The organism is Devosia sp. (assembly GCF_025809055.1).
Taxonomy (GTDB): domain Bacteria; phylum Pseudomonadota; class Alphaproteobacteria; order Rhizobiales; family Devosiaceae; genus Devosia.
Genome location: NZ_CP075529.1, coordinates 1,708,220 through 1,730,589, shown reverse-complemented (window position 1 = coordinate 1,730,589; position 22,370 = coordinate 1,708,220). Strand labels below are relative to the sequence as shown.

Genomic DNA, 22,370 nt, shown 5'->3' with positions numbered 1-22,370 from the left:
TCAGGCCTCCGCAGGCCGGTTGGTGCGGACCAGCTGGAACCGCAGGAAGAATGTGCCCACGAGCACGCAGAGCAGGCTCAGCGCTACCACGAGGTCGGCAAGGTAGTTTGAGATGCCGGTGGCCCGGCTCATGGAGTCGGCGCCGACAAAGACGGCGGCGATGAATACGGCGGCCAGGACGCTGCCAATGGGCGAGAGGCCCGCCAGCATGGCGACGACGATCCCCGAATAGCCGAAGCCGGGTGAAAGATCGCCCGAGAGATACCCCTTGACCCCCGCGACTTCGCTGACACCGGCGAGGCCTGCCAGGCCGCCGGAAATCAGGGCCACCTTGAGCATGGTGGCGCCGACGGGAATGCCGGCAAATCGGGCGGCCGCCTTGTTCTCGCCCACGGCCTTGATTTCGAAACCGAGCACGGTCCTGCGCACCATGAGCCAGAGCAGGAGGGCTGCGGCAAGGCCGATGATCAGGCCCCAATGCATGCGCAGGCGTGGAATGAGCTTGTCGAATTTCGCCTCGGCCACGAGCGGCACCGATTGCGGCCAGCCCATGGCCAGCGGATCCTTGAGGGGGCCTTCGATCAGCATCTGCACGAAGAGGATGACGACGAAGTTGAGGAGCAGGGTAATGACCACCTCGTCGGCGCCGAACCGCTGCTTGAGGATGGTCGGCACCACCATCATCAGGCCGCCGGCGACAAAACCGGCGATCATGATCGCGGGAATCATCAGGAGACCTGGCAGTTGCAGGAAGCCGGAGCCGACGAGCACCGCTGCGAGGGCGCCCATATAGAGCTGTCCCTCTGCCCCGATGTTCCACAAGCGGGCCCGGAAGGCGACGGCCGCGGCGAGGCCGGTCAGGATCAGGGGCGTGGCGCGGTTGAGGGTTTCGGAAAAGGCGAACATGGAGCCGAATGCCCCCTGTATCATCAAGCCATAGGCCTCGAGCGGATTGCGCCCGGCCGCCAGGACAGGAATGGCGACGAGGACCAGCGCCATGACAGCAGCGGCGAGCGAAACGGCGAGGCGCAGGCCCATGGAGGCATCGGCGCGGGGCACGAGGCGGACCATCATGAGGCGCGGGCCTCCATGCCCTCGGATTGTCCGGCCATCAGCAGCCCGACCGTATTGCGATCGAGCCCGTCGGCGGGGCCGGCCTCGACGAGACGGCCGGCATGAATGACCACCATCCGGTCGGCGAGGGCGAAAAGTTCGTCGAGGTCTTCGGAAATGACGAGGACCGCGGCACCCCGGTCGCGGGCGGCGATGATGCGGCGGTGGACCTCCGTCTGGGCACCGATATCGAGCCCGCGCGTCGGCTGATTGGCGAGGATGATGCGCGGTTCGCGCTCGAGCACGCGCGCCAGGATCAGCTTCTGGATATTGCCGCCCGAAAGCAGGCGCGCTTCGGCATCGGGGCCGGGGCAGCGGATGTCATAGGCCGCAATGGCGGTTTCGGCCCGGGCGCGCATGGCCGTGTTATCGAGAAGGCCGAAACGGGAGAGCCCCGCGCCCCGGACGTCCTCGATGGCGATATTGTCGGCCACGCTCATGGTGCCGACGACACCATCATGCTGACGATCCTCCGGCATGCGGGCGACGCCCATGGACACAAGCTTTCGCGGATCAGGGGTAGAAATGACCTGCCCAAGAATGCGCAGATTGCCGCTGTCCGGAACTGCGAGCCCCGAGATCAGCGCGGCGATGGCGGCCTGGCCATTGCCCGAGACGCCGGCCAGCCCGACCACTTCGCCGGCGCGGAGGGTGAGATCGACATGGTGGAGGGCCTGCGACTGGCCGTTGCGGCCCATGCTGATGCCGGTCATTTCAAGAACTGTTTCGCCCGGCGTTCCGGGATGATGTTCCAATTCGGCCACGGCCTTGCCGACCATGAGCCCGGCAATGGCGCGCCGATCGGCTTCGGCGGTTTCGAGCTCGCCGGCCTTTTTGCCGTGGCGCAGCACGAGAATCCGGTGGGACACGGCCAACACCTCGCCGAGCTTGTGAGAGATGAAGATGATGCCCATGCCATTGGCGGCGAGGCGCCGCAAAACCACAAACAGACCATCGGCCTCCTGCGGGGTGAGCACGGCGGTGGGTTCGTCGAGGATGAGGACGCGGGCGTCGCGATAGAGCGCCTTGAGGATTTCCACGCGCTGTTTTTCGCCGACGGTGAGTGCGGCGACGCGGCGATCGAGATCGACGTCGAGACCACTTTCGGCAATGAGGTGTTCGATCCTCGCTCGGGCCCGTGACCGGTTGCCCAGTGCGAGCAGGGGTTCGGTGCCGAGACGGATATTGTCGAGGCCGGAGAGATTTTCGGCCAGCGTGAAATGCTGATGGACCATGCCGATGCCCGCTGCCAGTGCTGCCCCGGGCGAGCCGGGCGGCAGCGTGGCCATGGCGCCATCAGCGAAGGCGACGCGGACGCTGCCTTCGTCCTGGACGTAGTGACCGAAGAGAATGTTCATCAACGTGGTCTTGCCGGCGCCATTCTCGCCGAGCAGGGCCAGGATTTCGCCCCGGTGCAGGTCAAGCGAAATGGCGTCGTTGGCGGTGAGGGCGCCGAAACGCTTGGTGATGTTTTCCAGGGAGAGCAGGGGGATGGGCGGTGTCATTGGGGTGCTAACTCTGGGGGAAGACCCCCACCTAACCTCCCCCTGGAGAAGGGGGAGGGACCGGATCGGGGATGCTCGATGGCTTCGGCAGGCGCGAAAGCAGCTCCTCCCCCTGTTTCAGGGGGAGGCTGGGAGGGGGTGAACCCTCACTGCGTCGAGGTTGGCTCGCTGTCGTTGATCTCGACGGTGAAGGACTTGTCGAGAATGGTGGCTTCCACCGCCTTGGCGGCTTCGACGGCTTCGGCGCCGGCCAGGGCTTCGTCCACGACCATGGATGACCCGCCATATTCCATGAAGGCATAGATGCCGTAGTCGGATGCCGCGAAGGCGCCGGCCTTCACATCGGCAATGGCCTGTTCGATCATCGGCTCGCCATGCCAGAGCGCGGACGCCAGGATCGTGCCGGGATAGTCGGCTGCTGTGTCGATGACATTGCCGATGGCGTAGATGCCGCGTTCCTTGGCGGCGTCGGACACGCCGAAGCGTTCGGCATAGAGAATGTCGGCGCCGGCATCGACCATGGCGAAGGCGGTTTCCTTGGCCTTGGGCGGATCGTACCAGGAGTTGATGAAGCTCACCGAGAACGTGACATCGGGATTGACCGAAAGGGCGCCGGCCATGAAGGCATGCATCAGCCGGTTCACCTCGGGAATGGCATAGCCACCCACCATGCCGATCTGGTTGGACTCGGTCTTCATGCCCGCGATGATGCCGGTGAGATAGCTTGGCTCGTGAATGAAGTTGTCGAAGGTCGCGAAATTGGGCTCCACCGGCGGCAGGGACGAGCCCATGAGGAAGGCGATTTCGGGATAATCGGCCGCGACGGTGCGGGCCGGCTGCTCGACGCCGAAGGCTTCACCCACCATCAGCGCGACGCCCTGCTCGGCATATTCGCGCATGACGCGTTCATAGTCGGTATTGGAGATGTTCTCCGAATAGAGGTATTCGATCTCGCCGCGCTCTTCGGCGGCCACGAGGGCATTGTGCAGGCGGCTGGCCCATTGCTGCTCGACCGGTACGGTCCAGATTGCTGCCACCTTGAGGGCGTCCTGTGCCCAGCTCGCGCCGGACAAAGTCAAGGCGGTGGTCAGTGAAATGGCCGCAAGCATGGTGCGGCGATTGATCCTGGTCATTTTCGTTCCCTGATTGCTGTTTTCTTGTTCGTTCTCCACCCGTGCCCAACCAAAGAGCAATTCTGCAGCTTTTGGAAGGGGTCGAAACCGGCTTCCCCAGAAGTCTCGGACTGGGGCCGGCCATTAAAAAAGGCGCACCCTGCGGCGCGCCTCGTGGTCGTCAGCGGAAGGCCGGAATGACGTGCCTTCCATAATTGGCGATGATCTCCTCCTCGTCGCCACTGTCGAGATAGATGTTGAACTGGGTGACCCCCGCCGCCTCGAGTTCGTGCAGTTTCTTGACGTGATCCTCGGGTTCGCCGAGCACGCAGAAGCTTTCCACCACGTCATCGGTGATGAAATCGAGATAGGGATTATCCGCCTGGCCGTGCTTGGAATAGTCGTAGCCCCGGCGCTTCTCGATATAGCTGGTGAGGCTTTGGGGGACCTTGTCGCTGTCCGCGCCATATTTCTCGACGATGTCGGCGACGTGGTTGCCCACCATGGCGGGGAACCATTTGACATGTTCGATGGCGCGCTTCTTGTCGCCGAAATAGGCGGGGGCTGCGGCCATGGAGCGGAACGTGCTCATGTCCTTGCCGGCAGCCTTGCCGGCGTCGACGCATTGATCGGTGAACCATTTGCACAGGCCCGGATCGGCGATCTGCAGGACGACGCCGTCGGCGTGTTCGCCGGCCGTCTTGAGGGCCAGGGGGCCATAGGCCGCAATCCAGCTTGGCATGTCATGGCCGACGGCCCAGGGAAACTTCACCGCGGCCGGGATTTCGCCGTAGGACACCTCTTCGCCGCGCACCATGGCCTTGGTCTTGGCGATGAAATCGGCGACGCGCGCCAGCGTTGCAGGCTTCTTGCCCATGACGCGCATGGAACTGTCGCCGCGGCCCACGGCCAGGTCGAACCGGCCGCCCGACTGCTTGGACAGCGAACCGAAGATGGAGGCGGCGACCGACCAGTCGCGCACGTCGGGATTGGTCACCAGTGGACCAAAGCGCATGTCGGTGGTGTGTTCCATGCACATGGCGATGGCGGCGTAGCAATCGCGCCAGAGAATGTGGCTGTCATAGAACCAGCAATAGGAAAAGCCGGCATATTCGGCGGCGCGCACCAGATAGCGTGCCCGCTCGGCCTCGATAAATCCCTTGAAGGTGATGCCGAATTCCATGCTTTTCCCGCGCTCCCTTTTCGGGTCAAATTTTTGACCAGCCGATCAAATTTTTGCGGGGCCGGGCCCGATTGTCAATCGGGAATCTGGTGGCGGGCTTCGTCATAGACGATGATGGGCCGATTGCCACCCTCGTCGGGGATGATCCGGGCCGTGACACCATAGACCTCGGCAAGGAGCGACGGCGTCAAAACCGTGTCCACCGCGCCCTCGGCGGCAAGGCGGCCAGCGGACAGAACGACCAGATGATCGCAAAAGCGCGCAGCCAGGTTGAGATCATGCAGGGCCAGAAGCACAGTCATGCCGCTTTCTGCCTTGCGCCGCAGCAGCGCCAGAAGCTGCAATTGTCCGGCAATGTCGAGGTGGCTCGTCGGTTCATCCAGCAGCAGCAGCCGGGGCTGTTGCGCCAGGGCCCGCGCCAGATGCACGCGCTGTTGTTCGCCACCCGAAAGGGTGTTGAAGCGGCGCCGTGCAAATGCGGCCATGCCGGTTTCGGCGAGGGCCTGGTCGATGATGCCGGCATCCTGCTCCGAGGGCTCGGTCTGCCATGCCGCTTCATGGGGCAGACGGCCGAGGCCCACCACGTCACGCACCTCGAGGCGCTCTTCGGTGGACGCGGACTGCTCGACCAGGGCGACCAGCCGCGCACGGTCGCGACGCGGCAGGGCGGCCAGTGCCTGATCATTGAACCGGGCCTCTCCAGTGGCTGGAACAAGGCCGAGAATCGCCGAGAGCAGCGTCGATTTTCCGGCGCCGTTCGGTCCGATCAAGGCTGTCAGCTGCCCACCCGGCGCGTCAAAGCCGATGTCGGAGACGATGGTCTTGCCTGATGCGCTGACCGAGAGGCCTGAAACCGAAAGGCTCATGTGACCCTCCGGTAGCGCAGCAGCACGAGCAGGAAGATCGGCGCGCCGATGATGGCGGTGATGATGCCGACGGGCAGTTCACGCGGGTCGAACAGGGTGCGGGCGGCCGTATCGGTCCAGAGCATGAACAGGGCGCCGACCAGCATGGTGTGCGGCAGCAAGGCGCGATGCCGCGAACCAGTGACAAGGCGCACCGCGTGCGGCACGACGAGACCCACGAAGCCGATGGCACCACCCACCGAAACCATGATGCCGGTGAGAAGGGCGGTTGTGCCGAGCAGGATCCAGCGCAGCCGCACCACATCGACACCAAGCGTCGCGGCGGCCGTGTCGCCGAAGGCGAAGGCGTCGAGCGCCCGGCCCGAGACCAGGATGACCGGGCCGCAAATGACCAGCGCCAGGGCCACGAGACCGGCATCGGCCCAGAGCGAACCCGACAGCGTGCCCATGAGCCAGGCGAGGATTTCCCGGTAGCTGTCACCGGTGGCGTACCAGAAGATGAGGAGCGAGGTCAGGGCCGAGGCCAGCGCCGATATGCTGATGCCGGCGAGGATGGTGCGGCTCGGCGTGACACCGCCCAAAAGGCGCGCCACGAGCAGGGCCAGGGCGAGCGCGGCCAGGCTCCCGAAGAAGGCGCCAATGGGCATGAGCAGGGTCAGGCCGACCAGCGCCAGGCTGACGGCGCCGAGGGCGGCGCCGGAGGAGAGACCGAGCAGGTATGGATCGGCCAGCGGGTTGCGGGTCAGCGCCTGCATGACTGCGCCGGAAAGCGCCAGGCCCGCGCCGACGATCAGCGCCGTGCCAACGCGCGGCAGCCGCAATTCCCAGACAATGGCGTCCCGCAGGCGCGTCACGCCGCTGTCGGGCAAGAGGCCAAGATGGTGCAGGATAACCGCCCACACCTCCCCCGCGCTGATATCAGCCGGGCCCAGGGTCACGGCGATGACGGCGCTGAGCAGGATGAGCAGGGCGAGGGCAGGGAGGGTGAGGCGGTTCATGAAGTCGCTTGTACCGGCACCCCCACCCGACCTCCCCCTGATAGGGGGAGGAGAGTGGCCGGAGCTTTGCGCCACATCTCGCCCTGCACGCGAATTGCTCCTCCCCCTATCAGGGGGAGGGTGGGTGGGGGTATCGCCGCGCTCGAAAGGCTCATTCGTCGAAATCCAGCCCCGCCAATTGCCCCGCCATGTCCAGGGTTGCCGGCACATTGCGCACGCCGGCTTCGGCGGCGGGGAAGGGGATGACGAGGTAACGCTGGTGGATGACGGCGTCGAGTTGGCTGGTGATCGGGTTTTCGGCCAGCAATGCCTTCTTCTGCTCGGCCGAGTTCCACGCGGCATCGACCAGCACGATCACGTCGGGATTGGCGGCGACGATGGCCTCCCAGCTGGCCGAAATCCAGCCCTCGTTGACATCGGCATAGATGTTTTGAAGGCCCAGCGCTTCCATGATCATGGCCGGGGCATTGGTGCCGGCACCGACATAGGGTGTCTTGGTGCCGGAGGAGTACCAGAGCGCGGAAAGGCCCCGCTGGTCCGGCGAGATCGTTGCCAACATGGCCGATTGCCGCTCGATCAGGCTGTTGGCCGCGTCGATGACGTCGAAAATGACGCCCATCTCGCCGAATTCGGCAAAGAGGCGCTCGAAGGTCAGTTTGGGCGGCACGACGGAGCGGCAGGCGGCGGGCGCGACATAGGTCTCTATGCCGAGCCGGGCGAGCGTGGCGCGTTCCCCGGCACCGTCGGCGGCAAAGTTGCTCTCCCAACCGCCATAGATGAAGTCCGGCTCGGTCTCGAGCACGACCTCCTGGCTGGGGAGCTTGTCCGAAAGCACCGGCAGGTCGGCGGCAAGATCGTCGGGCAGGGGGCCATCCTGGAAGCCGACACCGACAATCCTGTCGGCCAGGCCCAGAGACAGTAGCAGTTCGGTGGCCGTCGATTTGATGGTGACGACGCGTTGTGGCGGCCCATCAAGGGAAATCACGGTGCCGCAATTGTCGACCGCATGGGGATAGATCGTTGCGGCCTGGGCCTGCGGGACCAGGGCGAGAAGGGCGGCAAAAGCGAGAAACAGGTGTCCCCGCGGTCGCGGGGATGACCCGGCATGTGCGTTTAAGGCCGTCGCCATTGCTTAATCCTGACGCTGCTTGTTCTTGGATTTGATTTCGGCCATCGCCGCTTCATAGCCGAGCCGGTAGGCCTCGGCCGAGCCGAAGCGGAACATGTCATCATCGCCGGTGCGGGTCAGCGTGCGGGCGCCAGGCGCGTCGAGATCGCGCACGAAGCGGCCGAGGCCACGGACAACGGCGACGGGAATGCCGGTTGTCTTGCCTTTGACAAGATCGGCGGCGCCGGCAATTTCATCGACGACGACCGCCTGGGTGACGTGCAACGGGCGGCCATTGGCGTCGTTGGCGCCGCGCAGATCGTCGGTGAGTTGCACGCCGGCGGCGCCGATGGCCATGTCGGTCTGGCCAACGCGCCAGGCGCGGCCGATGGTGTCGGTGATGACGATGCCGATGTCGACGCCAAGCCTGGTCCTCAGACCGGCGCAAAGGGCGCGGGCCGAGGCATCGGGATCGGCGGGGAGACGCAGGGCCACGCCTTCGGGCACATTGGACATGTCGATGCCGGCGGCCGCCATCACCAGGCCCTGCCGCGTTTCCACGATCCGGAAGGTGCCGCCGGGATGGACCCGCTCGGCCACGACACGAACCGTGTCGGCGGCAATCGCCTTTTCGCGGTCGGCCGCCGGAACCTGCATGCCTTCGGATTTCGAGATGATCTTGCTGGTGACGACGAGGATGTCGCCAGCCTCCAGGGCAAGACCGGGATCGGTGGCGGTCTGGGCGGCAACGGCATCGGCGATCAGGGTCACGAGGTCATCACCTGGCGCGATCTCGGGGAGGCCGGTAATGCCCCAGACGGAAAAGCGGGGGGTCATGACCACCGTGCCTTTTTGCAGATGACGCCTTTGCTGCAGCGATCATCGATGTCATCCCGGCCTTGAGCCGGGATCCATCCTGAGATTTCAAGATGGGCCCCGGCCTGCGCCGGGGTGACCTTTGGGGATAGGGGATGGATCGCGCTGTTGGCCATCTATCCCACCAGCTTCCGCAGCCGGGGCAGGATTTCGGCCGCGTAGAGCCGCAGGAACCGGCTCTGGTCCGTGCCCGGGGCATGAAACACCAGGTGGTCGAAACCATAATCGATATAGGTCTTGATGGCGGCGACGTGTTCATCGGGATCGGAAGAGACGATCCAGCGTTTGGCGACCCGCTCGATGGGCAGGGCTGCGGCCAGCCGTTCCATTTCCTCGGGGTCCTCAACCGAGTGCTTTTCTTCCGCCGACAGCGACAGGGCCGCCCAGTTGCGGCAATCCTGCAAGGCCCGCTCGGCGTCGGGGTCGAAGGACACCTTGACCTCGATCATACGTTCGAACGGCTTGTCCCGCCGGTCGCTCTCGCCGCGCCCGACCTCGACATTGGGCAGCAGTTCCTGCGTATAGAGCTCGGCGCCCTTGCCGGAGGTGCAGATGAAGCCATCCCCGGCTCGCCCGGCATATTTGGCGTTGAGCGGGCCGCCAGCGGCAATATAGATCGGCACGGGCTCGGCGGGCTTGTCGTAGATGGTGGCGCTGACCGTCTGGTAATATTGTCCCTCGAAGGTGACGCGATCTTCGCTCCAGAGTTGGCGGATGAGCTTCACCGCCTCGCGCAGGCGGGCCGAGCGCTCCTTGAGCTCCGGCCAGACCATGCCGGTCGCCGGCACTTCGTTGAGGCCTTCACCCGTGCCGACACCGAGTATGACCCGGCCGGGGAACATGGCCCCCATGGTGCCGAAGGCGTGGGCAACCACGGTCGGATGCAGCCGGAAGGTCGGGGTCAGCACCGAGGTGCCGAGCACGATGCGTTCGGTGCGAGCCAGCACCGCCGACATCCAGCCCGGGGCGAAGGGGGCATGGCCGTCGGTATGTTTCCATGGCTGGAAGTGGTCGGAGACGAAGACCGAGTCAAAGCCCGCCGCTTCCGCTTCCACGGCAAAGCCGAGAAGTGTATTGGGGGCGAACTGCTCCGCCGAGGCCTTGTAGCCGAACCGCATGGTCAGTCTCCCTGTTCCAACCCGGTTTTTGATCGTTTGGTCAAAAATTGAAATTCGTCAAGGCCTGATCCGCACCCTTTCAGATTCGGACACCCTTGCGGCGGACGAAATTGTGACCGGTCCGGCACTTCCGTTCCCGCGATTGTCAAATCCGGGCCAACCTCTATGGTATTCCCCGACCGGGGGATTTCCGTATGGGCAAAGACGAGGAGGCAAGCGGGTTCTCAGAAATGGACCAGACCGGGTTCGCGTTCGGCCAGGCTGTCGATTACGTCCAGTTCCTGCTCGATGCCTATGGGTATCGCTGCGCCGTGACGGGACATGTCTTTACGCCGCACAGCGCTGGCCCGCACCCGGACCTGTCGGTTTTCATGTTCGAGCCCCTTGAGGGGAGCTCCATTCTGCTGCCCGGCAAGGGTATCGTCGTCGACATGGTTGCGCACGGGCTGCTCGCCAAGGGTCATGTGCTGATTTCAGACGACTATCAAATTTTGACCCGCGCGGATGATGGCATCGTCCAGCCGGGCGGCCCGCTTCACCTGCCGGAAAACCGGGCCCTCTGGCCCGACCTGGCGGCCATTCGCTATCATCGGGGACAGTTTATCCGGAACTGAATGGGCCGAATCCGCACGCTCTGGTATGGAAGGTTTGAACCTTTGCGTGGAGCTCAGCGTGCCCTTTCCCGATCTCGTTCACCCCGCCCTCGACCAGTATGAGAGCCGCGTCACCCTGCCGGATGATTTCGGCGCCTTCTGGGAGGCGACACTTGGCGAAGCCCGCGCGGCGGGCGGCCAGGTTGACATGGCGCCGGCCGACACGACGCTGAAACTGCTTGAGGTTTTTGATGTCACCTTTCCCGGCTTTGGCGGGCAAAAGGTTCGGGGTTGGCTGGTGCTGCCCCGCCAGCGGACAGAGAAGCTGCCTCTGCTCGTGCAATATGTCGGCTATGGCGGCGGGCGCGGCTTTCCGCACGAAATGCTGCACTGGGCCGCATCCGGCTTTGCCTATTTCCGCATGGATACGCGCGGCCAGGGGGCGAGCTGGAGCACGGGCGCCACGCCTGACCCAGTTGGTTCGACGAGCCAGATTCCCGGGGTAATGACCAAGGGCATTCTCGAGCGTAACGATTATTACTATCGCCGGCTTTTCACCGATGCGGTGCGCGCCATCGACGCCATGGCGGATCAGGATTTCGTTGACCCCGAGCGGATCGCAGTCTGCGGCGGATCTCAGGGCGGCGGCATAGCGCTGGCGGCTGCGGGCATCGACAGCCGCGTCAAGGCCGTGATGTCGGACGTGCCGTTCCTGTGCGATTTTCCGCGCGCGGTGCGCGTTGCCGGGCGCGACCCGTACCTCGAAATCGTGCGGTATCTGGCCCAGCATCGGGACAACAAGGAGACCGTATTCAACACCCTGCGCTATTTCGACGGCGTCAATTTCGCCCGCCGGAGCAAGGCGGCTGCCCTGTTTTCGGTGGCGCTGATGGATGATGTCTGCCCGCCTTCGACGATTTATGGCGCCTACAAGGCCTTTGCGGGAAGCGACAAGTCGATCATCGAATACGAGTTCAACAATCACGAAGGCGGCGGGCCGTTCCAGGACCGGCAGCAGATGGCCTGGCTGAGCAAGCGGTTTGGCGTGTGATGTCAATAAAAACGGGCCCGGAAGGGCCCGTTCTTTATGCCTTGATTTGGGGGTGTGCTTTATGGGGTGTTCCGGCTTGCCCCGTGAGCCGCGACGCGGCGCCGGACTTTAGTCCTTGGCGCGTTCGACATAGGAATTGTCTTCGGTCAGGATGACGATGCGAGTGCCGGTGTCGATATGGGGCGGGACCATGACGCGCAGGCCGTTGTTGAGCACGGCGGGCTTGTAGGACGAGGACGCCGTCTGGCCCTTGACCACCGGTTCAGTCTCGACGATCTCGAAGGTCAGGCGCTGCGGCAGGTCCATGGAAAGCGCGATGCCCTCATGGGTCATCAGGTGCACCTTCATGCCATCGGTGAGATAGGCCTTCTGGTCACCCACGACATCGTCGGACACCGTGATCTGCTCATAGGTCGAGGGCTCCATGAAGTGGTGGCCCTCGCCGTCCGAATAGAGATAGTCGTATTCGCGATCATCCACGTCGGCCTTTTCGACCATTTCCACCGTGCGCCAGCGGCCGATCACCTTCACGCCATCGGAAATGCGGCGCATGGTGACGTTGGTCACCGAATTGCCCTTGCCGGGGTGGACGTTTTCGGCCGTCAGGATGACGTGCAGGTTGTTGTCCTGCTCGACGACATTGCCTTTGCGCAGGGACGAGGCGATGACCTTGACCATAATTCTTCCTTGTTGCAATCGCTGGCGCGGGCTAGAGGACTGAGCCGTCCGGGCGCCGGAATTCCGTTTCGTGGTGCGCCCGATACAATATTCCGCGACCTTTCGCCAGACCGGACCGCAAGAAAGCCGACGATGACGGCATCAAGCCGCAATGAGCAGACGCCCTGGTGGCATCCCGACCGGCACGCCGATCGCCGTCCTGCCCTCATGGCCCGTTCGCGCATCGATGCTGCGGTGCGGTTGTGGCTGGCGGAGCGCGATTTCCTCATTGTTGATCCGCCCGGGCTGCAGCGTTCTCCCGGCAACGAGACGCACCTGCACGCTTTCGCCACCGAGATGGTCGGCAAAGACGGGTTGGGGCAGGCGATGTATCTGCACACCTCGCCCGAATTCACCATGAAGAAGCTGCTGGCGGCGGGTGAGCGGCGCATTGCCAGTCTCCAGCACGTCTGGCGCAACCGCGAGCGCAGCGCGCTCCACCACCCCGAATTCACCATGCTGGAATGGTACCGGGTGGAAGAACCCTACGAAGCCATCATTGCCGACACCCTGGCGCTGATCCGGCTGGCGGCGGAAACCACGGGTATCGATCGGTTCAGTTTTCGCGGACGGGAGTGTGATCCACGGGCAGAGGCCGAACGCATCAGCGTGGCCGAGGCGTTCATGGTCCATGCCGGGATCGACCTTCTGGCGACGCTTGATGCCGAGGGAACGGCCGATGGCGCGAAACTGGCTGAGCAGATGGTGCGCGCCGGCATGGCGGTGCCCGAGGACCGTGCCTGGTCCTATCTCTTCACCCATATTCTGGTCGACAAGGTCGAACCAAAGCTGGGCAATGGGCGGGTGACGGTGCTGGATCGCTATCCGGCGGTCGAGGCGGCACTGGCGCGGCGGGTGCCGGGCGACCGGCGGGTGTCGGAGCGGTTCGAGGTCTACGCCTCAGGCGTCGAACTGGCCAATGGATTTGGCGAATTGACCGATGCGACCGAACAGCGGACGCGCTTCGAAACGGAAATGGCAGAGAAGGCCCGCATCTATGGCGAACGCTATCCGCTGGACGAGGAATTTCTCGCCGCGCTGGCGCACATGCCCGAAGCCAGTGGGGTGGCCCTGGGTTTTGACCGGCTGGTGATGCTGGCCACGGGCGCGCAACGGATCGAGGCGGTACTTTGGGCGCCGGTGGCGGAATGAGCAGGCTTGTCGAGGCCCAAGGGCCCCTCATCCGTCTCGCGCTGCGCACGAGCCACCTTCTCCCACGAGGGGAGAAGGGTGGTCCGGTGTATGGCCGGTCACAGCGTCCCCCTTCTCCCCTCGTGGGAGAAGGTGCCCGAAGGGCGGATGAGGGGGGCAAAGGGTGATCCCCATCAAGACTGTTCGGAGTTTGATCGATGCGGGGCTGGTCACTGGAGAAGGCAACCTAGCCGCCGTCGCCGAAAAATATGCCATCGGCATTACCCCGGCGGTGCGTGAACTGATCGATCCGGCTGACCCCAATGACCCGATCGCGCGCCAATATGTGCCATCCGCCGCCGAACTGGTCACGACGCCCGAAGAGCGAACCGATCCCATCGGTGACCTCACCCATTCGCCGGTCGAGGGCATTGTCCATCGCTATCCCGACCGGGTGCTGCTCAAGGCCGTGCATGTCTGCCCCGTCTATTGCCGATTCTGCTTCCGCCGCGAAATGGTGGGCCCGCAGGGCCTTGGCACGCTGACCGAGCAAGAGCTCGATGCGGCAATGGCCTACATCGCGGGCCATGATGAAATCTGGGAAGTCATCCTCACCGGGGGTGATCCCCTGGTGCTGTCGCCCCGGCGCCTGCGCGCGATCATGGAGCGGCTGGCCCGCATCGAGCATGTCAAGATTGTGCGCTTTCACACGCGGGTTCCGGTGGTCGAGCCGGAGCGGATCGATGCGGCGATGGTGGCGGCGCTCACCGCCAGCGGCAAGACCACTTATCTGGCGGTCCATGCCAATCATCCGCGCGAATTTACGCCGCTGGCGCGGGCGGCAATCGCGCGCCTGTTTGAGGGCGGCATCGCCCTTATCAGCCAATCGGTGCTGCTCAGGGGCGTTAACGACGATGTCGCAACGCTGGCGGCGCTGATGCGGACCTTCGTCGAGAACCGGATCAAGCCCTATTACCTGCACCACCCCGACCTGGCCCCCGGCACCGGGCACTTTCGCGTCGGCATCGCAGAGGGGCAGGCGCTTGTCGCTGCGCTCAGGGGCAGGATTTCCGGGCTGTGCCAGCCGACCTACGTGCTTGATATTCCCGGGGGCCACGGCAAGGCTGATATCGGTGCGGCCAGCGTGACGGGCGGCGATGGCTGCTTTACCGTCCGCGACTGGCAGGGTGGCGAACATGCCTATCCGCCGGCGCAGGCAGGTGAATTCGGGGGGGATGATGATGACCGCGATTAATGCTGCAAAACAGTTCGACCTGTCGGGCAATGTGGCGCTGGTCACCGGCGCCGGCAGCGGCATCGGTCAGCGTATCGCCGTTGGGTTGGCGCAATGCGGGGCCGATGTGGCGCTGCTCGACCGGCGGTCCGATGGTGGTCTGGCCGATACGGCAGCAGAAATTGCCACGACCGGACGGCGCAGCCTGTCACTGGCTGTCGATGTCACCGATGCTGAAGCACTGGCCGATGCTGTCGGCGGGCTCGAGGCGGAACTGGGGCCTTTGTCACTGGCCGTCAATGCGGCGGGCATCGCCAATGCCAATGCGGCAGAGGACATGGCGCTCGATCAGTATCAGACGCTGATGGATATCAACCTCAAGGGCGTGTTCCTGTCCTGCCAGGCAGAGGCGCGCGCCATGCTGGCCCATGGCCGCGGTGCTATCGTCAACATTGCCTCCATGTCCGGCGTCATCGTCAATCGTGGCCTGTCGCAGGCGCATTACAACGCCTCCAAGGCCGGCGTCATCCACATGTCGAAATCGCTGGCGATGGAATGGGTGGGACGCGGCATTCGCGTCAACACGATCAGTCCGGGCTACACGGCAACGCCGATGAACACCCGACCGGAAATGGTGCACCAGACCAGGCTGTTCGAGGAGCAGACGCCGATGGGACGCATGGCGCGACCGGATGAGATGGTCGGACCGGCGGTGTTTCTGCTGTCCGAGGCAGCAAGCTTCGTCACCGGCGTCGACCTGCTGGTCGATGGCGGCTTCTGCTGCTGGTAGCCAGGAAAAGGGGCGCCGGCGGCGCCCCTTCACATTGATTACTCGACTACGCGCGGATCGACATCCTTGGAATAGTCCACGCCGCCAACCGCGAAACCAAAGAGCCGCATGAACTCTTCGCGGTATTTGGGGAGGTCGGCCAATTCGCCGAGGTTTTCGGTGGTCAGCACCTTCCAGCGCTTGGCCAGCTCTGCCTGCATGGCCTGGGAAAGCTCCCAGTCATCGACGCGGATGCGGTTGTCCTCATCGAGGTGCAGATCGCCCTGCAGCTTCTTGCGGAACAGGCGGTCGATCTGGTGGATCGGGCCTTCGCTGAGGCCCATTTCGTCCTCGACCTTGATCAGCAGCGTGCCATAGAGCGGCACCACCGGAATGGCCGAACTGGCCTGGGTTACGACGGCCTTGAGCGCCACGACATGGGCGGCGTTCTTGCCATGGGTATCGCGAATGGCCTGGGCAGCGCGGTCGAGATCGGCCTTGGCCTTGCCCAGCGTGCCCTTGTGATAGATCGGCCAGGTCAGCTCGGAACCGAGATAGGTGTAGTTGAGCGAGAGGAAATCATCGGCCAACACACCGGCATCCGAGAGCGCCTTGATCCAGAGCTCCCAATCCTCGCCACCCATGACCTTGACGGTCGCGGCGGCTTCTTCCTCGGTGGCCGGCTCGACACTGATCTCGGAGACTTCGCCAGTGCCGGTATTGAGGGTCTTGGAGGTCACCGCGCCACCATAGGGCTTGATGACGGACCGATAGGTCACGCCGTCCTTGGGGTCGGTGCGCACCGGCGAGGCCAGCGAATAGACCACCAGGTCCACCTGCCCGAGCGTTTGCTTGATGGCTTCAATTGTCTCGGCCTTGACGGCGTCCGAGAAGGCGTCGCCTTCGATGGTCACGGCCTTGGAGCCGGCGGTGCGGGCACGGTTCTCGAAGGCGCGGTTGTTGTACCAGCCGGCCGAAGCGGGCTTGGATTCCCCCGGTTCGCGCTCGAAGGACACGCCAACCGTGTCGGCGCCGCTGCCAAAGGTGGTGACGATACGCGAGGCCAGGCCATAGCCCGTGGAGCAGCCGAGCACGAGGACGCGCTTGCGGTCCGAGGGGATCGGCCCCTTGATCACGACGTGGTCGATCTGGCGCTGCACATTGGTGGCGCAGCCGGTGGGATGGGCGGTGGTGCAGATAAAACCGCGGATCTTGGGCTCGATGATCATGGGATTTCTCCTCGTGTTTCCCAAGGCAATAGCCGTTCTGGCCTCTCAGTGCCAGTCGTGGCCGACGTTTTGCCCCACCCTTGACGGCCACCCGGCACGACCTATATGGTTCATTAGTGAAGTAACGAACCAACGAGGCGAGCGTGTTCAGCGACAGGGTTCCGATATACCGGCAGATCGGGGATCGCATCCGCGCCAATATCGTCACCGGCACGCTGGATGCGGATCAACAGGTCATGTCCACCAATCAGTATGCTGCCTTTTACGGCATCAATCCGGCCACCGCCGCCAAGGCCTTCCAGGAGCTTATTGACGAGGGGCTGCTCTACAAGCGGCGCGGCGTGGGCATGTTCGTCAGCCCGGAGGCGCGGGCCAAGCTCCTGGTCGAGCGGCGCGAGCGCTTCTTTGCCGAACATGTGGCGCCAATGATCGCGGAGGCCAGAGCACTGGGCCTGTCGCTGGACGAGGTGGCCGAGCAGGTGCGCGCGGCGGTTGATGCAAACGGAAAGGAACGGTCATGACCGTGACGCTGGATATCGAAAACCTCACCATGCGCTATGGCGATGTCGTGGCCGTGGACGGGCTGTCGCTGCGACTGGAGGGGGTCGGCATTTGCGGCCTGCTCGGGCGCAACGGCTCGGGCAAGACGACGCTGCTGTCAGCGGTGGCCGGACTGCGCCGGCCCGATGGTGGCCAAGTGCTCGTCGATGGCCTGCCGGTTTTCGACAATGAGGCCGCGACCAGCCAGATCTGCCTCATCCGCGAAAGCGGCGACATGGTGGATGGCACCGAGACCATCGGTTATGCGCTCGAATTTTCCGCGGATATGCGTCCCTATTGGTCGGAGGCGCTGGCGGGGCGCCTCCTCGATACGTTCAAGCTCGACCGTAAGAAGAAAGTCGGCACGCTCTCGCGCGGGCAACGTTCGGCGCTGGCCTCGGCGCTGGGGCTGGCAAGCCAGGCGCCGCTGACCTTGTTCGACGAGGCCTATCTGGGGATGGACGCGCCAACGCGCTATGCCTTCTACGAGGCGCTTCTGGCCGACTACATGGACAATCCACGGATCATCGTCCTGTCCACCCATCTGATCGAAGAAGTGGCGCGGCTGTTTTCGGACATCGTCATCATCGACGCGGGCCGGATGGTGCTGCGTGAGGATGCCGAGACGCTCCAGGCGCGGGGCGCGACCCTGGTCGGGCCCCGCGAGGCCGTGGACCGGGCGACCGAGGGCCTGCGTGTCCTGTCGACGCGCGACCTGGGGCCGACGCGATCGGTTGCCGTCTTTGGCGAGATGGCACGGATAACCGAGCGTGCCGCGGCCGAGCGGCTCGACGTCGGCGGACTGCCGATCCAAGACATTTTCGTACACATCACCGCCGAAGGGAGCCAGCCATGACCACTGTGACCGCCCGTATTCCGCGCGGCTTCGCCGTGTTTCCCAAACGCCTGCTGGCTGAGCAGGGCCTGTTTACCGTCATGATCTGGGGCGCATTTTCGGTGCTCATGCTGGTCATTCCAGTCGTCGTGTCCTTTTTCCGGCCCATCGAAGTGAGCGGCTGGGTCATCGGACTGGGTATTGTGCAATGGTATGTGCTGGCCATCGGCTGCTATGTCGGCGGACAGTATCTGGAACTGCATGTGGCGCATGGGCAGAGCCGGCGCAGCTATCTCAAGTCGGCTTTCATCTTCGTGCCGCTGTTCGCTGCCATGGTCGCCGCGCTGTGCATCGTGACCTTTTTTCCCGAGGCGCTGATATACCATCTTGCCGGATGGCCGCAGGCCGTTGATGGGTCTCACCTCTACGATCATCCGCTTGAGGTGCATCTCGTCTTCCTGCACTACTGGCTGATCTTCACGCTCTACGGTGCGGGCGGCCTGTTCCTGGGCGTCGCGTGGTATCGCGGTGCCTATATCGGATCGCTGGCCATTCCGTTTGCAGTTGCCCTCAGCCTGATTGCGAGTGTGGGCATGGCCAACCGGGATGGCCCGCTGCAGTTTCTCGTGCAAGAGGGCCTGGTGCCGACCGAACCCAATGCGTGGCTGGCGACGGCGCTGCACCTGCTCTGTGTCGCGGTGCTGTTCGCCGTGACCTGGCTCTGCGGTCGCAATGTCGCGATCAAGAAGAAGGCGGTTTAGGGCGCGCCATTCAAGGGTGGGCCGCTTTCAATCGGACCTGGCTGGTCCGGCCGGAAAAATCCCCGACATGACGATGAAGCCGGGGATGCGGCGGACCCGGTCGGTCCAGCGCCGCAGGGCCGGATAGTCCTGCCGGGATATCCCGCCCTCCTCGGACAGCATCACATAGGGGAAACAGGCGATGTCGGCCGTGGTCGGATGCGGCGCACTGGCCAGCCACTGACGCCCCTCGCGTTCACCGAACCAGAGATGTTCGTCCATCAGGCGAAAGATGCGGTGGGCCCCGCGCTGGCATTTTTCGATGTCGAAATCGAAATCAAAGCTCAGGGCCAGGCGCGCGGCCGACGCTGTCGCGGTGATGTCATCGGCCACGGCGTGCCAGCGCAGGATCTCCGCCATCAGCGCCGGATTGTCGGGAAGCCAGGTGCCGCCCGCGTCATATTTGCGGGCCAGATAAGCCAGGATCGCTCCGGAATCGGAAAGGGTCAGGCCATCGTCCACAAGCACCGGCAATTGCCCGAAGGGATTGAGCCTCAGGAACCAGTCCGCCTTGTGTTCGCGGGCCGGGAAGAATTCCACCGGCGCGATCTCATAGGGCAGGTTGAGAATGCTCATCATCAGGCGCAGCTTGTAGCAATTGCCGGAGAGTTCGAAATCGTAGAGCGCAATGGTCATTTGCTTTGCCTTTGAGACCTCATGGTGAGCCTGTCGAACCACGAGGTCGGGTACGCGAAAATCTGATGGCACGACCTCGTCCTTCGACAGGCTCAGGATGAGGTCTGATGAAGCGCCGTGCCTGGCTAGATATCCAGCACCAGCCGCTCCGATTTGGCGCGGCTAACGCAGGTCATGATGCAGGTGTTCGACGCCTTCTCGGTCTTGTTGAGATATACGTCCTGATGGTCCACCTCGCCCTCCATCACCGCGGTGAGGCAGGTGCCGCAGGCGCCCTGTTCGCAGGAGGAGGGGACGGTGAGGCCAGCCTCGCGCATGGTTTCGAGAATGGTCTTGCCGGCCGGCACGTGCAGGGTCATGGCCGAACGGGCCAGTTCCACGTCAAAGGCGGTCGAGCTGTCGATGACCTTGTCGTTCTGGAAATACTCGAAATGCACGGCCTCGTCGGGCCAGCCGAGCGCTGCTGCCTGCTCCTGCACCATTTCGAGCATGGCGCCGGGCCCGCAGATATAGACATGGTTGGCGAAGTCGTAGGGCCCCAGAATTTCGGCAACCTTTTCACGGATGGCCGGGCGCGCCAGGCCCACATGCTTTTCGATGGTTCCATGCAGCACGCCGAGTTCCGCGCTGAAGGCGGTGCTTTGCTCGGAGCGGGCGAAATAGTGCAGGGCGTAATTGAGATTGGACTTGTCGAGGAAACGAGCCATGGACAAGAGCGGCGTGATGCCGATACCGGCGGCAATCAGCACGGTTCGGGTGGCGTCGCGGCGCAGGGGGAAATTGTTGCGCGGTTCGGAAATGGCGAGAACATCGCCCTCGCGCACCGTTTCGACCAGCACCTTCGAGCCGCCCTTGGAGGCGCTTTCCTGCTTGACGCCAATGACATAGCTCATCAGATCGCCCGGGCCATTGGTGAGCGAATACTGGCGAACCAGACCATTGGGCAGGTGGACGTCGATATGGGCGCCGGGCTGGAAGGTCGGCAGGTGCCGGCCATCACGATCGGCCAGCTCGAAACTGGTGACGCCCTCGGCATTCTGCCATTTGCGCTTGACCACCACGTTCAGCGTATTGCCACGGGGCACGGCTATTTCCGGCATGGTGGCGAGATCGGCCGAGACCTTTTCGTAGAGCGGCACCAGCGGCTCCGGCGCGGGTTTGCGGCTGGCGGCGCGTTCCAGCCGGTCCCGGAGGCCCGTCAGCACTTCATTGTATCGGCGCAGGGCCGCCAATTCGTCGGCCGGCCTGTCGGGCAGGAGGCCCCGGATCACGGCACGGCCGGCATCGACCGGCTGGACGAAATACACGGCGCCGCCAACTCTTACGGCGAGGCCCGGCAGCGTATCGGCCGGCGCATCGTCGGGTGCCAGCCGTGCGAGTGCGGCCGCAATATCGTCCGGCGCTGCATTGACCGGCATGGGGCGCAGCGCGAACCAGGCGTGGTTCCCGGCGCCGGGGAAGGGGGTGAAAGGCAGGTCGTCGTTGGCCGCCGACCAGATAAGCCCGAATGCCTCCCGCACCGGATACTTGCGGTTCTCGATACGCCGGGCCGGTGCATCGGCGGGATGGGCCGGAATATAGGTGCAGCCTGCCGAGCGGTTGGCATAGCGCCAACCGTGATACTGGCACTTGAGCTCCTGGCCCTCATTGATACCGATGGAGAGGCGCACGCCGCGATGCAGGCACCGGTTCTCCCAGATGTTCACATTGCCGTCGTCGGCGCGCCAGACCGCGAGTTCGCGGCCCAGCAACTGGCCCTGATAGACGTGACGGAACGGCAGTTCATCGCTCGAAGCGATGGGGTACCAGGTGGGGTCTGTGACGGAGAGGGGCATGTCGATCAGATCCAATTCTCTTTGTGCCGCGTTTCCGAACCGCAAAACCGGAAGGCCACTTTTGCTGGAAACGCTTTGAGGGATCGCGCCACGATCGAATTTCAGTCGCAAACCACCCTGGCGTACGGGGTGTTTTGTTTGTCTCGGCGTCATCCCCGCGAAAGCGGGGACCCCTGTTCCTAACGGAGGTTCCCGCTTTCGCGGGAATGACACCGTAGAAGACTAGCTCGCCTGGGGAATTACCCCATAAGTGATCCCCTTTTGGCTCAGCCAGCGGCGATAGGCGATGGCGCTCTTGTCGGCGCGGATCGGGGTCTCGGCGCGTGGGTCGAGCGGCAGTTTCTTGGGATACTGGTTTTCGAGAATGGGCTTGTCCTGCCCGAAAATGGTCTGCTGGAAGCGCCGCAATTCCTTGAGCGTGGAATGGGAGTCGACCATGGATTGCAACAGATGCGCCCGGCAGCGTTCCTCGCCCATGGGCTGCAGGAAGATGGCGATCACGTCGCGGCGGTTTTCGTCCTCGGGACACGACTTGTAGAGCACAGAGCAGAAGGGATGGGGTACGCGATAGACGTATTCCACTTCCATCGGCCGGGTCGCTGATTTTGCCGCGCGCGGCTGGATGAAGCGGCACTTGGTCGCCAGAACCTCGTCGCGCTCCTCGGAGACTTCGACATCGTATTCCTTGACCTCGGTATGCGGCTCGGCCCCGAGAATGTCGGTGTGGACATAGGGGAAATGCCCCATATCGAGGAAATTTTCCACGGCCCGGGGCGCCGACACGTTGAGGCCGATGGAGCCGCAATTCATGTTCTTGCGATCGGCCTCGGCATATTCGGGGATCGGGAACAGATCGATCGCCGGGGTGCCCAGGCATGTCCAGGCATAGCCATAAGCAGCCTTGACCGGCAGCCGGTCGAGAATGCTTTCGGGGTCGATTTCGTCGCCGGTCTGCTCATCGGTGCGCCGCCAGATGACGGGCTGCCCGTCTTCGGCGCGGGTCATTGCGATGGGCTGATCGAGCAGTATCGTGGTTTCGATGCGGCCGATGGGCATCTCGTCGATGGCCGCCAGGACGTGCCAGAGATTGGCTGTGATAGGGTCGGGGCTCTTGGGCATGG

Annotated in this window: 22 protein-coding genes; 8 read left to right on the top strand and 14 right to left on the bottom strand. The window is 64.0% G+C overall.

Going from position 1 to position 22,370, the window contains the following annotated elements:
- The 9 genes from KIT02_RS08440 to fgd form a co-directional block, all read right to left on the bottom strand.
- Entirely contained in the window at positions 1–1,071 is a 1,071-nt protein-coding gene (locus tag KIT02_RS08440; protein ID WP_297585168.1) for an ABC transporter permease, read from the bottom strand.
- Complete coding sequence (locus KIT02_RS08435) at positions 1,071–2,618, bottom strand: ABC transporter ATP-binding protein (RefSeq protein WP_297584914.1); 1,548 nt, start codon at positions 2,616–2,618, stop codon at positions 1,071–1,073. The genes KIT02_RS08440 and KIT02_RS08435 overlap by 1 nt, the downstream gene beginning before the upstream one ends.
- A gap of 146 nt (positions 2,619–2,764) precedes the next feature.
- On the bottom strand, positions 2,765–3,751 hold the full coding sequence (locus KIT02_RS08430) for a BMP family protein (protein WP_297584911.1): 987 nt from the start codon (positions 3,749–3,751) through the stop codon (positions 2,765–2,767).
- A gap of 160 nt (positions 3,752–3,911) precedes the next feature.
- On the bottom strand, positions 3,912–4,913 hold the full coding sequence (locus tag KIT02_RS08425) for a TIGR03842 family LLM class F420-dependent oxidoreductase (RefSeq protein WP_297584909.1): 1,002 nt from the start codon (positions 4,911–4,913) through the stop codon (positions 3,912–3,914).
- Between the two features lie 74 nt (positions 4,914–4,987).
- Entirely contained in the window at positions 4,988–5,779 is a 792-nt protein-coding gene (locus tag KIT02_RS08420) for an ABC transporter ATP-binding protein (protein WP_297584907.1), read from the bottom strand.
- A complete protein-coding gene (locus tag KIT02_RS08415; protein WP_297584905.1) occupies positions 5,776–6,777 on the bottom strand; it encodes a putative F420-0 ABC transporter permease subunit in 1,002 nt (333 codons plus the stop codon). The genes KIT02_RS08420 and KIT02_RS08415 overlap by 4 nt, the downstream gene beginning before the upstream one ends.
- A 151-nt stretch (positions 6,778–6,928) precedes the next feature.
- On the bottom strand, positions 6,929–7,906 hold the full coding sequence (locus tag KIT02_RS08410; RefSeq protein WP_297584903.1) for a putative F420-0 ABC transporter substrate-binding protein: 978 nt from the start codon (positions 7,904–7,906) through the stop codon (positions 6,929–6,931).
- 3 nt (positions 7,907–7,909) lie between these two features.
- Positions 7,910–8,722, bottom strand: a complete 813-nt coding sequence (gene cofE / locus KIT02_RS08405) for a coenzyme F420-0:L-glutamate ligase (RefSeq protein WP_297584901.1) — start codon at positions 8,720–8,722, stop codon at positions 7,910–7,912.
- Between the two features lie 155 nt (positions 8,723–8,877).
- Positions 8,878–9,879 carry a glucose-6-phosphate dehydrogenase (coenzyme-F420) gene (gene fgd / locus KIT02_RS08400; RefSeq protein WP_297584899.1) on the bottom strand — a complete coding sequence of 334 codons (1,002 nt, stop codon included), beginning with the start codon at positions 9,877–9,879 and terminating at the stop codon, positions 8,878–8,880.
- A 194-nt stretch (positions 9,880–10,073) separates the two neighbouring features.
- Between fgd and KIT02_RS08395 the strand changes: the two genes are divergently transcribed.
- Together KIT02_RS08395 and KIT02_RS08390 are read left to right on the top strand one after the other, a co-directional pair.
- A complete protein-coding gene (locus tag KIT02_RS08395; protein ID WP_297584897.1) occupies positions 10,074–10,493 on the top strand; it encodes a hypothetical protein in 420 nt (139 codons plus the stop codon).
- 58 nt (positions 10,494–10,551) lie between these two features.
- Positions 10,552–11,523 carry an acetylxylan esterase gene (locus KIT02_RS08390; RefSeq protein WP_297584895.1) on the top strand — a complete coding sequence of 324 codons (972 nt, stop codon included), beginning with the start codon at positions 10,552–10,554 and terminating at the stop codon, positions 11,521–11,523.
- Between the two features lie 108 nt (positions 11,524–11,631).
- Here KIT02_RS08390 and efp read toward each other — a convergent pair whose 3' ends face one another.
- Complete coding sequence (gene efp, locus KIT02_RS08385; protein ID WP_297584892.1) at positions 11,632–12,201, bottom strand: elongation factor P; 570 nt, start codon at positions 12,199–12,201, stop codon at positions 11,632–11,634.
- A 132-nt stretch (positions 12,202–12,333) separates the two neighbouring features.
- Here efp and epmA point away from each other — a divergent pair, with 132 nt between their 5' ends.
- The 3 genes from epmA (at position 12,334) to KIT02_RS08370 (ending at position 15,395) form a co-directional block, all read left to right on the top strand.
- Complete coding sequence (gene epmA, locus KIT02_RS08380) at positions 12,334–13,392, top strand: EF-P lysine aminoacylase EpmA (RefSeq protein WP_297584889.1); 1,059 nt, start codon at positions 12,334–12,336, stop codon at positions 13,390–13,392.
- 163 nt (positions 13,393–13,555) lie between these two features.
- Positions 13,556–14,626, top strand: coding sequence for a lysine-2,3-aminomutase-like protein (locus KIT02_RS08375; RefSeq protein ID WP_297584886.1), 1,071 nt, complete (start codon positions 13,556–13,558; stop codon positions 14,624–14,626).
- Positions 14,607–15,395 (top strand): SDR family oxidoreductase, encoded by a 789-nt coding sequence (locus tag KIT02_RS08370; protein WP_297584875.1) that lies wholly within the window; start codon positions 14,607–14,609, stop codon positions 15,393–15,395. The genes KIT02_RS08375 and KIT02_RS08370 overlap by 20 nt, the downstream gene beginning before the upstream one ends.
- 38 nt (positions 15,396–15,433) lie before the next feature.
- Here the strand turns inward: KIT02_RS08370 and fabV are convergent, their stop codons facing one another.
- Positions 15,434–16,603: an enoyl-ACP reductase FabV gene (gene fabV / locus KIT02_RS08365; RefSeq protein WP_297584865.1), complete on the bottom strand. Its 1,170-nt coding sequence runs from the start codon at positions 16,601–16,603 to the stop codon at positions 15,434–15,436.
- 143 nt (positions 16,604–16,746) lie between these two features.
- Between fabV and KIT02_RS08360 the strand changes: the two genes are divergently transcribed.
- The 3 genes from KIT02_RS08360 to KIT02_RS08350 are packed head-to-tail and all read left to right on the top strand — an operon-like array spanning position 16,747 to position 18,739.
- Positions 16,747–17,124 (top strand): GntR family transcriptional regulator, encoded by a 378-nt coding sequence (locus KIT02_RS08360; RefSeq protein ID WP_297584861.1) that lies wholly within the window; start codon positions 16,747–16,749, stop codon positions 17,122–17,124.
- The gene (locus KIT02_RS08355) at positions 17,121–17,999 is read left to right on the top strand and encodes an ABC transporter ATP-binding protein (protein WP_297584858.1); all 879 of its coding nucleotides are present in this window, start codon (positions 17,121–17,123) and stop codon (positions 17,997–17,999) included. The genes KIT02_RS08360 and KIT02_RS08355 overlap by 4 nt, the downstream gene beginning before the upstream one ends.
- On the top strand, positions 17,996–18,739 hold the full coding sequence (locus KIT02_RS08350) for a hypothetical protein (protein WP_297584855.1): 744 nt from the start codon (positions 17,996–17,998) through the stop codon (positions 18,737–18,739). The genes KIT02_RS08355 and KIT02_RS08350 overlap by 4 nt, the downstream gene beginning before the upstream one ends.
- Before the next feature lie 27 nt (positions 18,740–18,766).
- Here KIT02_RS08350 and KIT02_RS08345 read toward each other — a convergent pair whose 3' ends face one another.
- The 3 genes from KIT02_RS08345 to KIT02_RS08335 form a co-directional block, all read right to left on the bottom strand.
- Positions 18,767–19,414: a glutathione S-transferase family protein gene (locus KIT02_RS08345; RefSeq protein WP_297584853.1), complete on the bottom strand. Its 648-nt coding sequence runs from the start codon at positions 19,412–19,414 to the stop codon at positions 18,767–18,769.
- A gap of 125 nt (positions 19,415–19,539) precedes the next feature.
- Positions 19,540–21,249 (bottom strand): Rieske 2Fe-2S domain-containing protein, encoded by a 1,710-nt coding sequence (locus tag KIT02_RS08340; protein ID WP_297584851.1) that lies wholly within the window; start codon positions 21,247–21,249, stop codon positions 19,540–19,542.
- 222 nt (positions 21,250–21,471) lie between these two features.
- Complete coding sequence (locus KIT02_RS08335) at positions 21,472–22,368, bottom strand: aromatic ring-hydroxylating dioxygenase subunit alpha (protein WP_297584849.1); 897 nt, start codon at positions 22,366–22,368, stop codon at positions 21,472–21,474.
- Positions 22,369–22,370: the final 2 nt, after the last annotated feature.

Coding starts and splice junctions, on each gene's coding strand:
- KIT02_RS08440 (WP_297585168.1), bottom strand. CDS start 1,071: ATGGTCCGCCTCGTGCCCCGCGCCGATGCCTCCATGGGCCTGCGCCTC.
- KIT02_RS08435 (WP_297584914.1), bottom strand. CDS start 2,618: ATGACACCGCCCATCCCCCTGCTCTCCCTGGAAAACATCACCAAGCGT.
- KIT02_RS08430 (WP_297584911.1), bottom strand. CDS start 3,751: ATGACCAGGATCAATCGCCGCACCATGCTTGCGGCCATTTCACTGACC.
- KIT02_RS08425 (WP_297584909.1), bottom strand. CDS start 4,913: ATGGAATTCGGCATCACCTTCAAGGGATTTATCGAGGCCGAGCGGGCA.
- KIT02_RS08420 (WP_297584907.1), bottom strand. CDS start 5,779: ATGAGCCTTTCGGTTTCAGGCCTCTCGGTCAGCGCATCAGGCAAGACC.
- KIT02_RS08415 (WP_297584905.1), bottom strand. CDS start 6,777: ATGAACCGCCTCACCCTCCCTGCCCTCGCCCTGCTCATCCTGCTCAGC.
- KIT02_RS08410 (WP_297584903.1), bottom strand. CDS start 7,906: ATGGCGACGGCCTTAAACGCACATGCCGGGTCATCCCCGCGACCGCGG.
- cofE (WP_297584901.1), bottom strand. CDS start 8,722: ATGACCCCCCGCTTTTCCGTCTGGGGCATTACCGGCCTCCCCGAGATC.
- fgd (WP_297584899.1), bottom strand. CDS start 9,879: ATGCGGTTCGGCTACAAGGCCTCGGCGGAGCAGTTCGCCCCCAATACA.
- KIT02_RS08395 (WP_297584897.1), top strand. CDS start 10,074: ATGGGCAAAGACGAGGAGGCAAGCGGGTTCTCAGAAATGGACCAGACC.
- efp (WP_297584892.1), bottom strand. CDS start 12,201: ATGGTCAAGGTCATCGCCTCGTCCCTGCGCAAAGGCAATGTCGTCGAG.
- epmA (WP_297584889.1), top strand. CDS start 12,334: ATGACGGCATCAAGCCGCAATGAGCAGACGCCCTGGTGGCATCCCGAC.
- KIT02_RS08370 (WP_297584875.1), top strand. CDS start 14,607: ATGATGATGACCGCGATTAATGCTGCAAAACAGTTCGACCTGTCGGGC.
- fabV (WP_297584865.1), bottom strand. CDS start 16,603: ATGATCATCGAGCCCAAGATCCGCGGTTTTATCTGCACCACCGCCCAT.
- KIT02_RS08355 (WP_297584858.1), top strand. CDS start 17,121: ATGACCGTGACGCTGGATATCGAAAACCTCACCATGCGCTATGGCGAT.
- KIT02_RS08350 (WP_297584855.1), top strand. CDS start 17,996: ATGACCACTGTGACCGCCCGTATTCCGCGCGGCTTCGCCGTGTTTCCC.
- KIT02_RS08345 (WP_297584853.1), bottom strand. CDS start 19,414: ATGACCATTGCGCTCTACGATTTCGAACTCTCCGGCAATTGCTACAAG.
- KIT02_RS08340 (WP_297584851.1), bottom strand. CDS start 21,249: ATGCCCCTCTCCGTCACAGACCCCACCTGGTACCCCATCGCTTCGAGC.
- KIT02_RS08335 (WP_297584849.1), bottom strand. CDS start 22,368: ATGCCCAAGAGCCCCGACCCTATCACAGCCAATCTCTGGCACGTCCTG.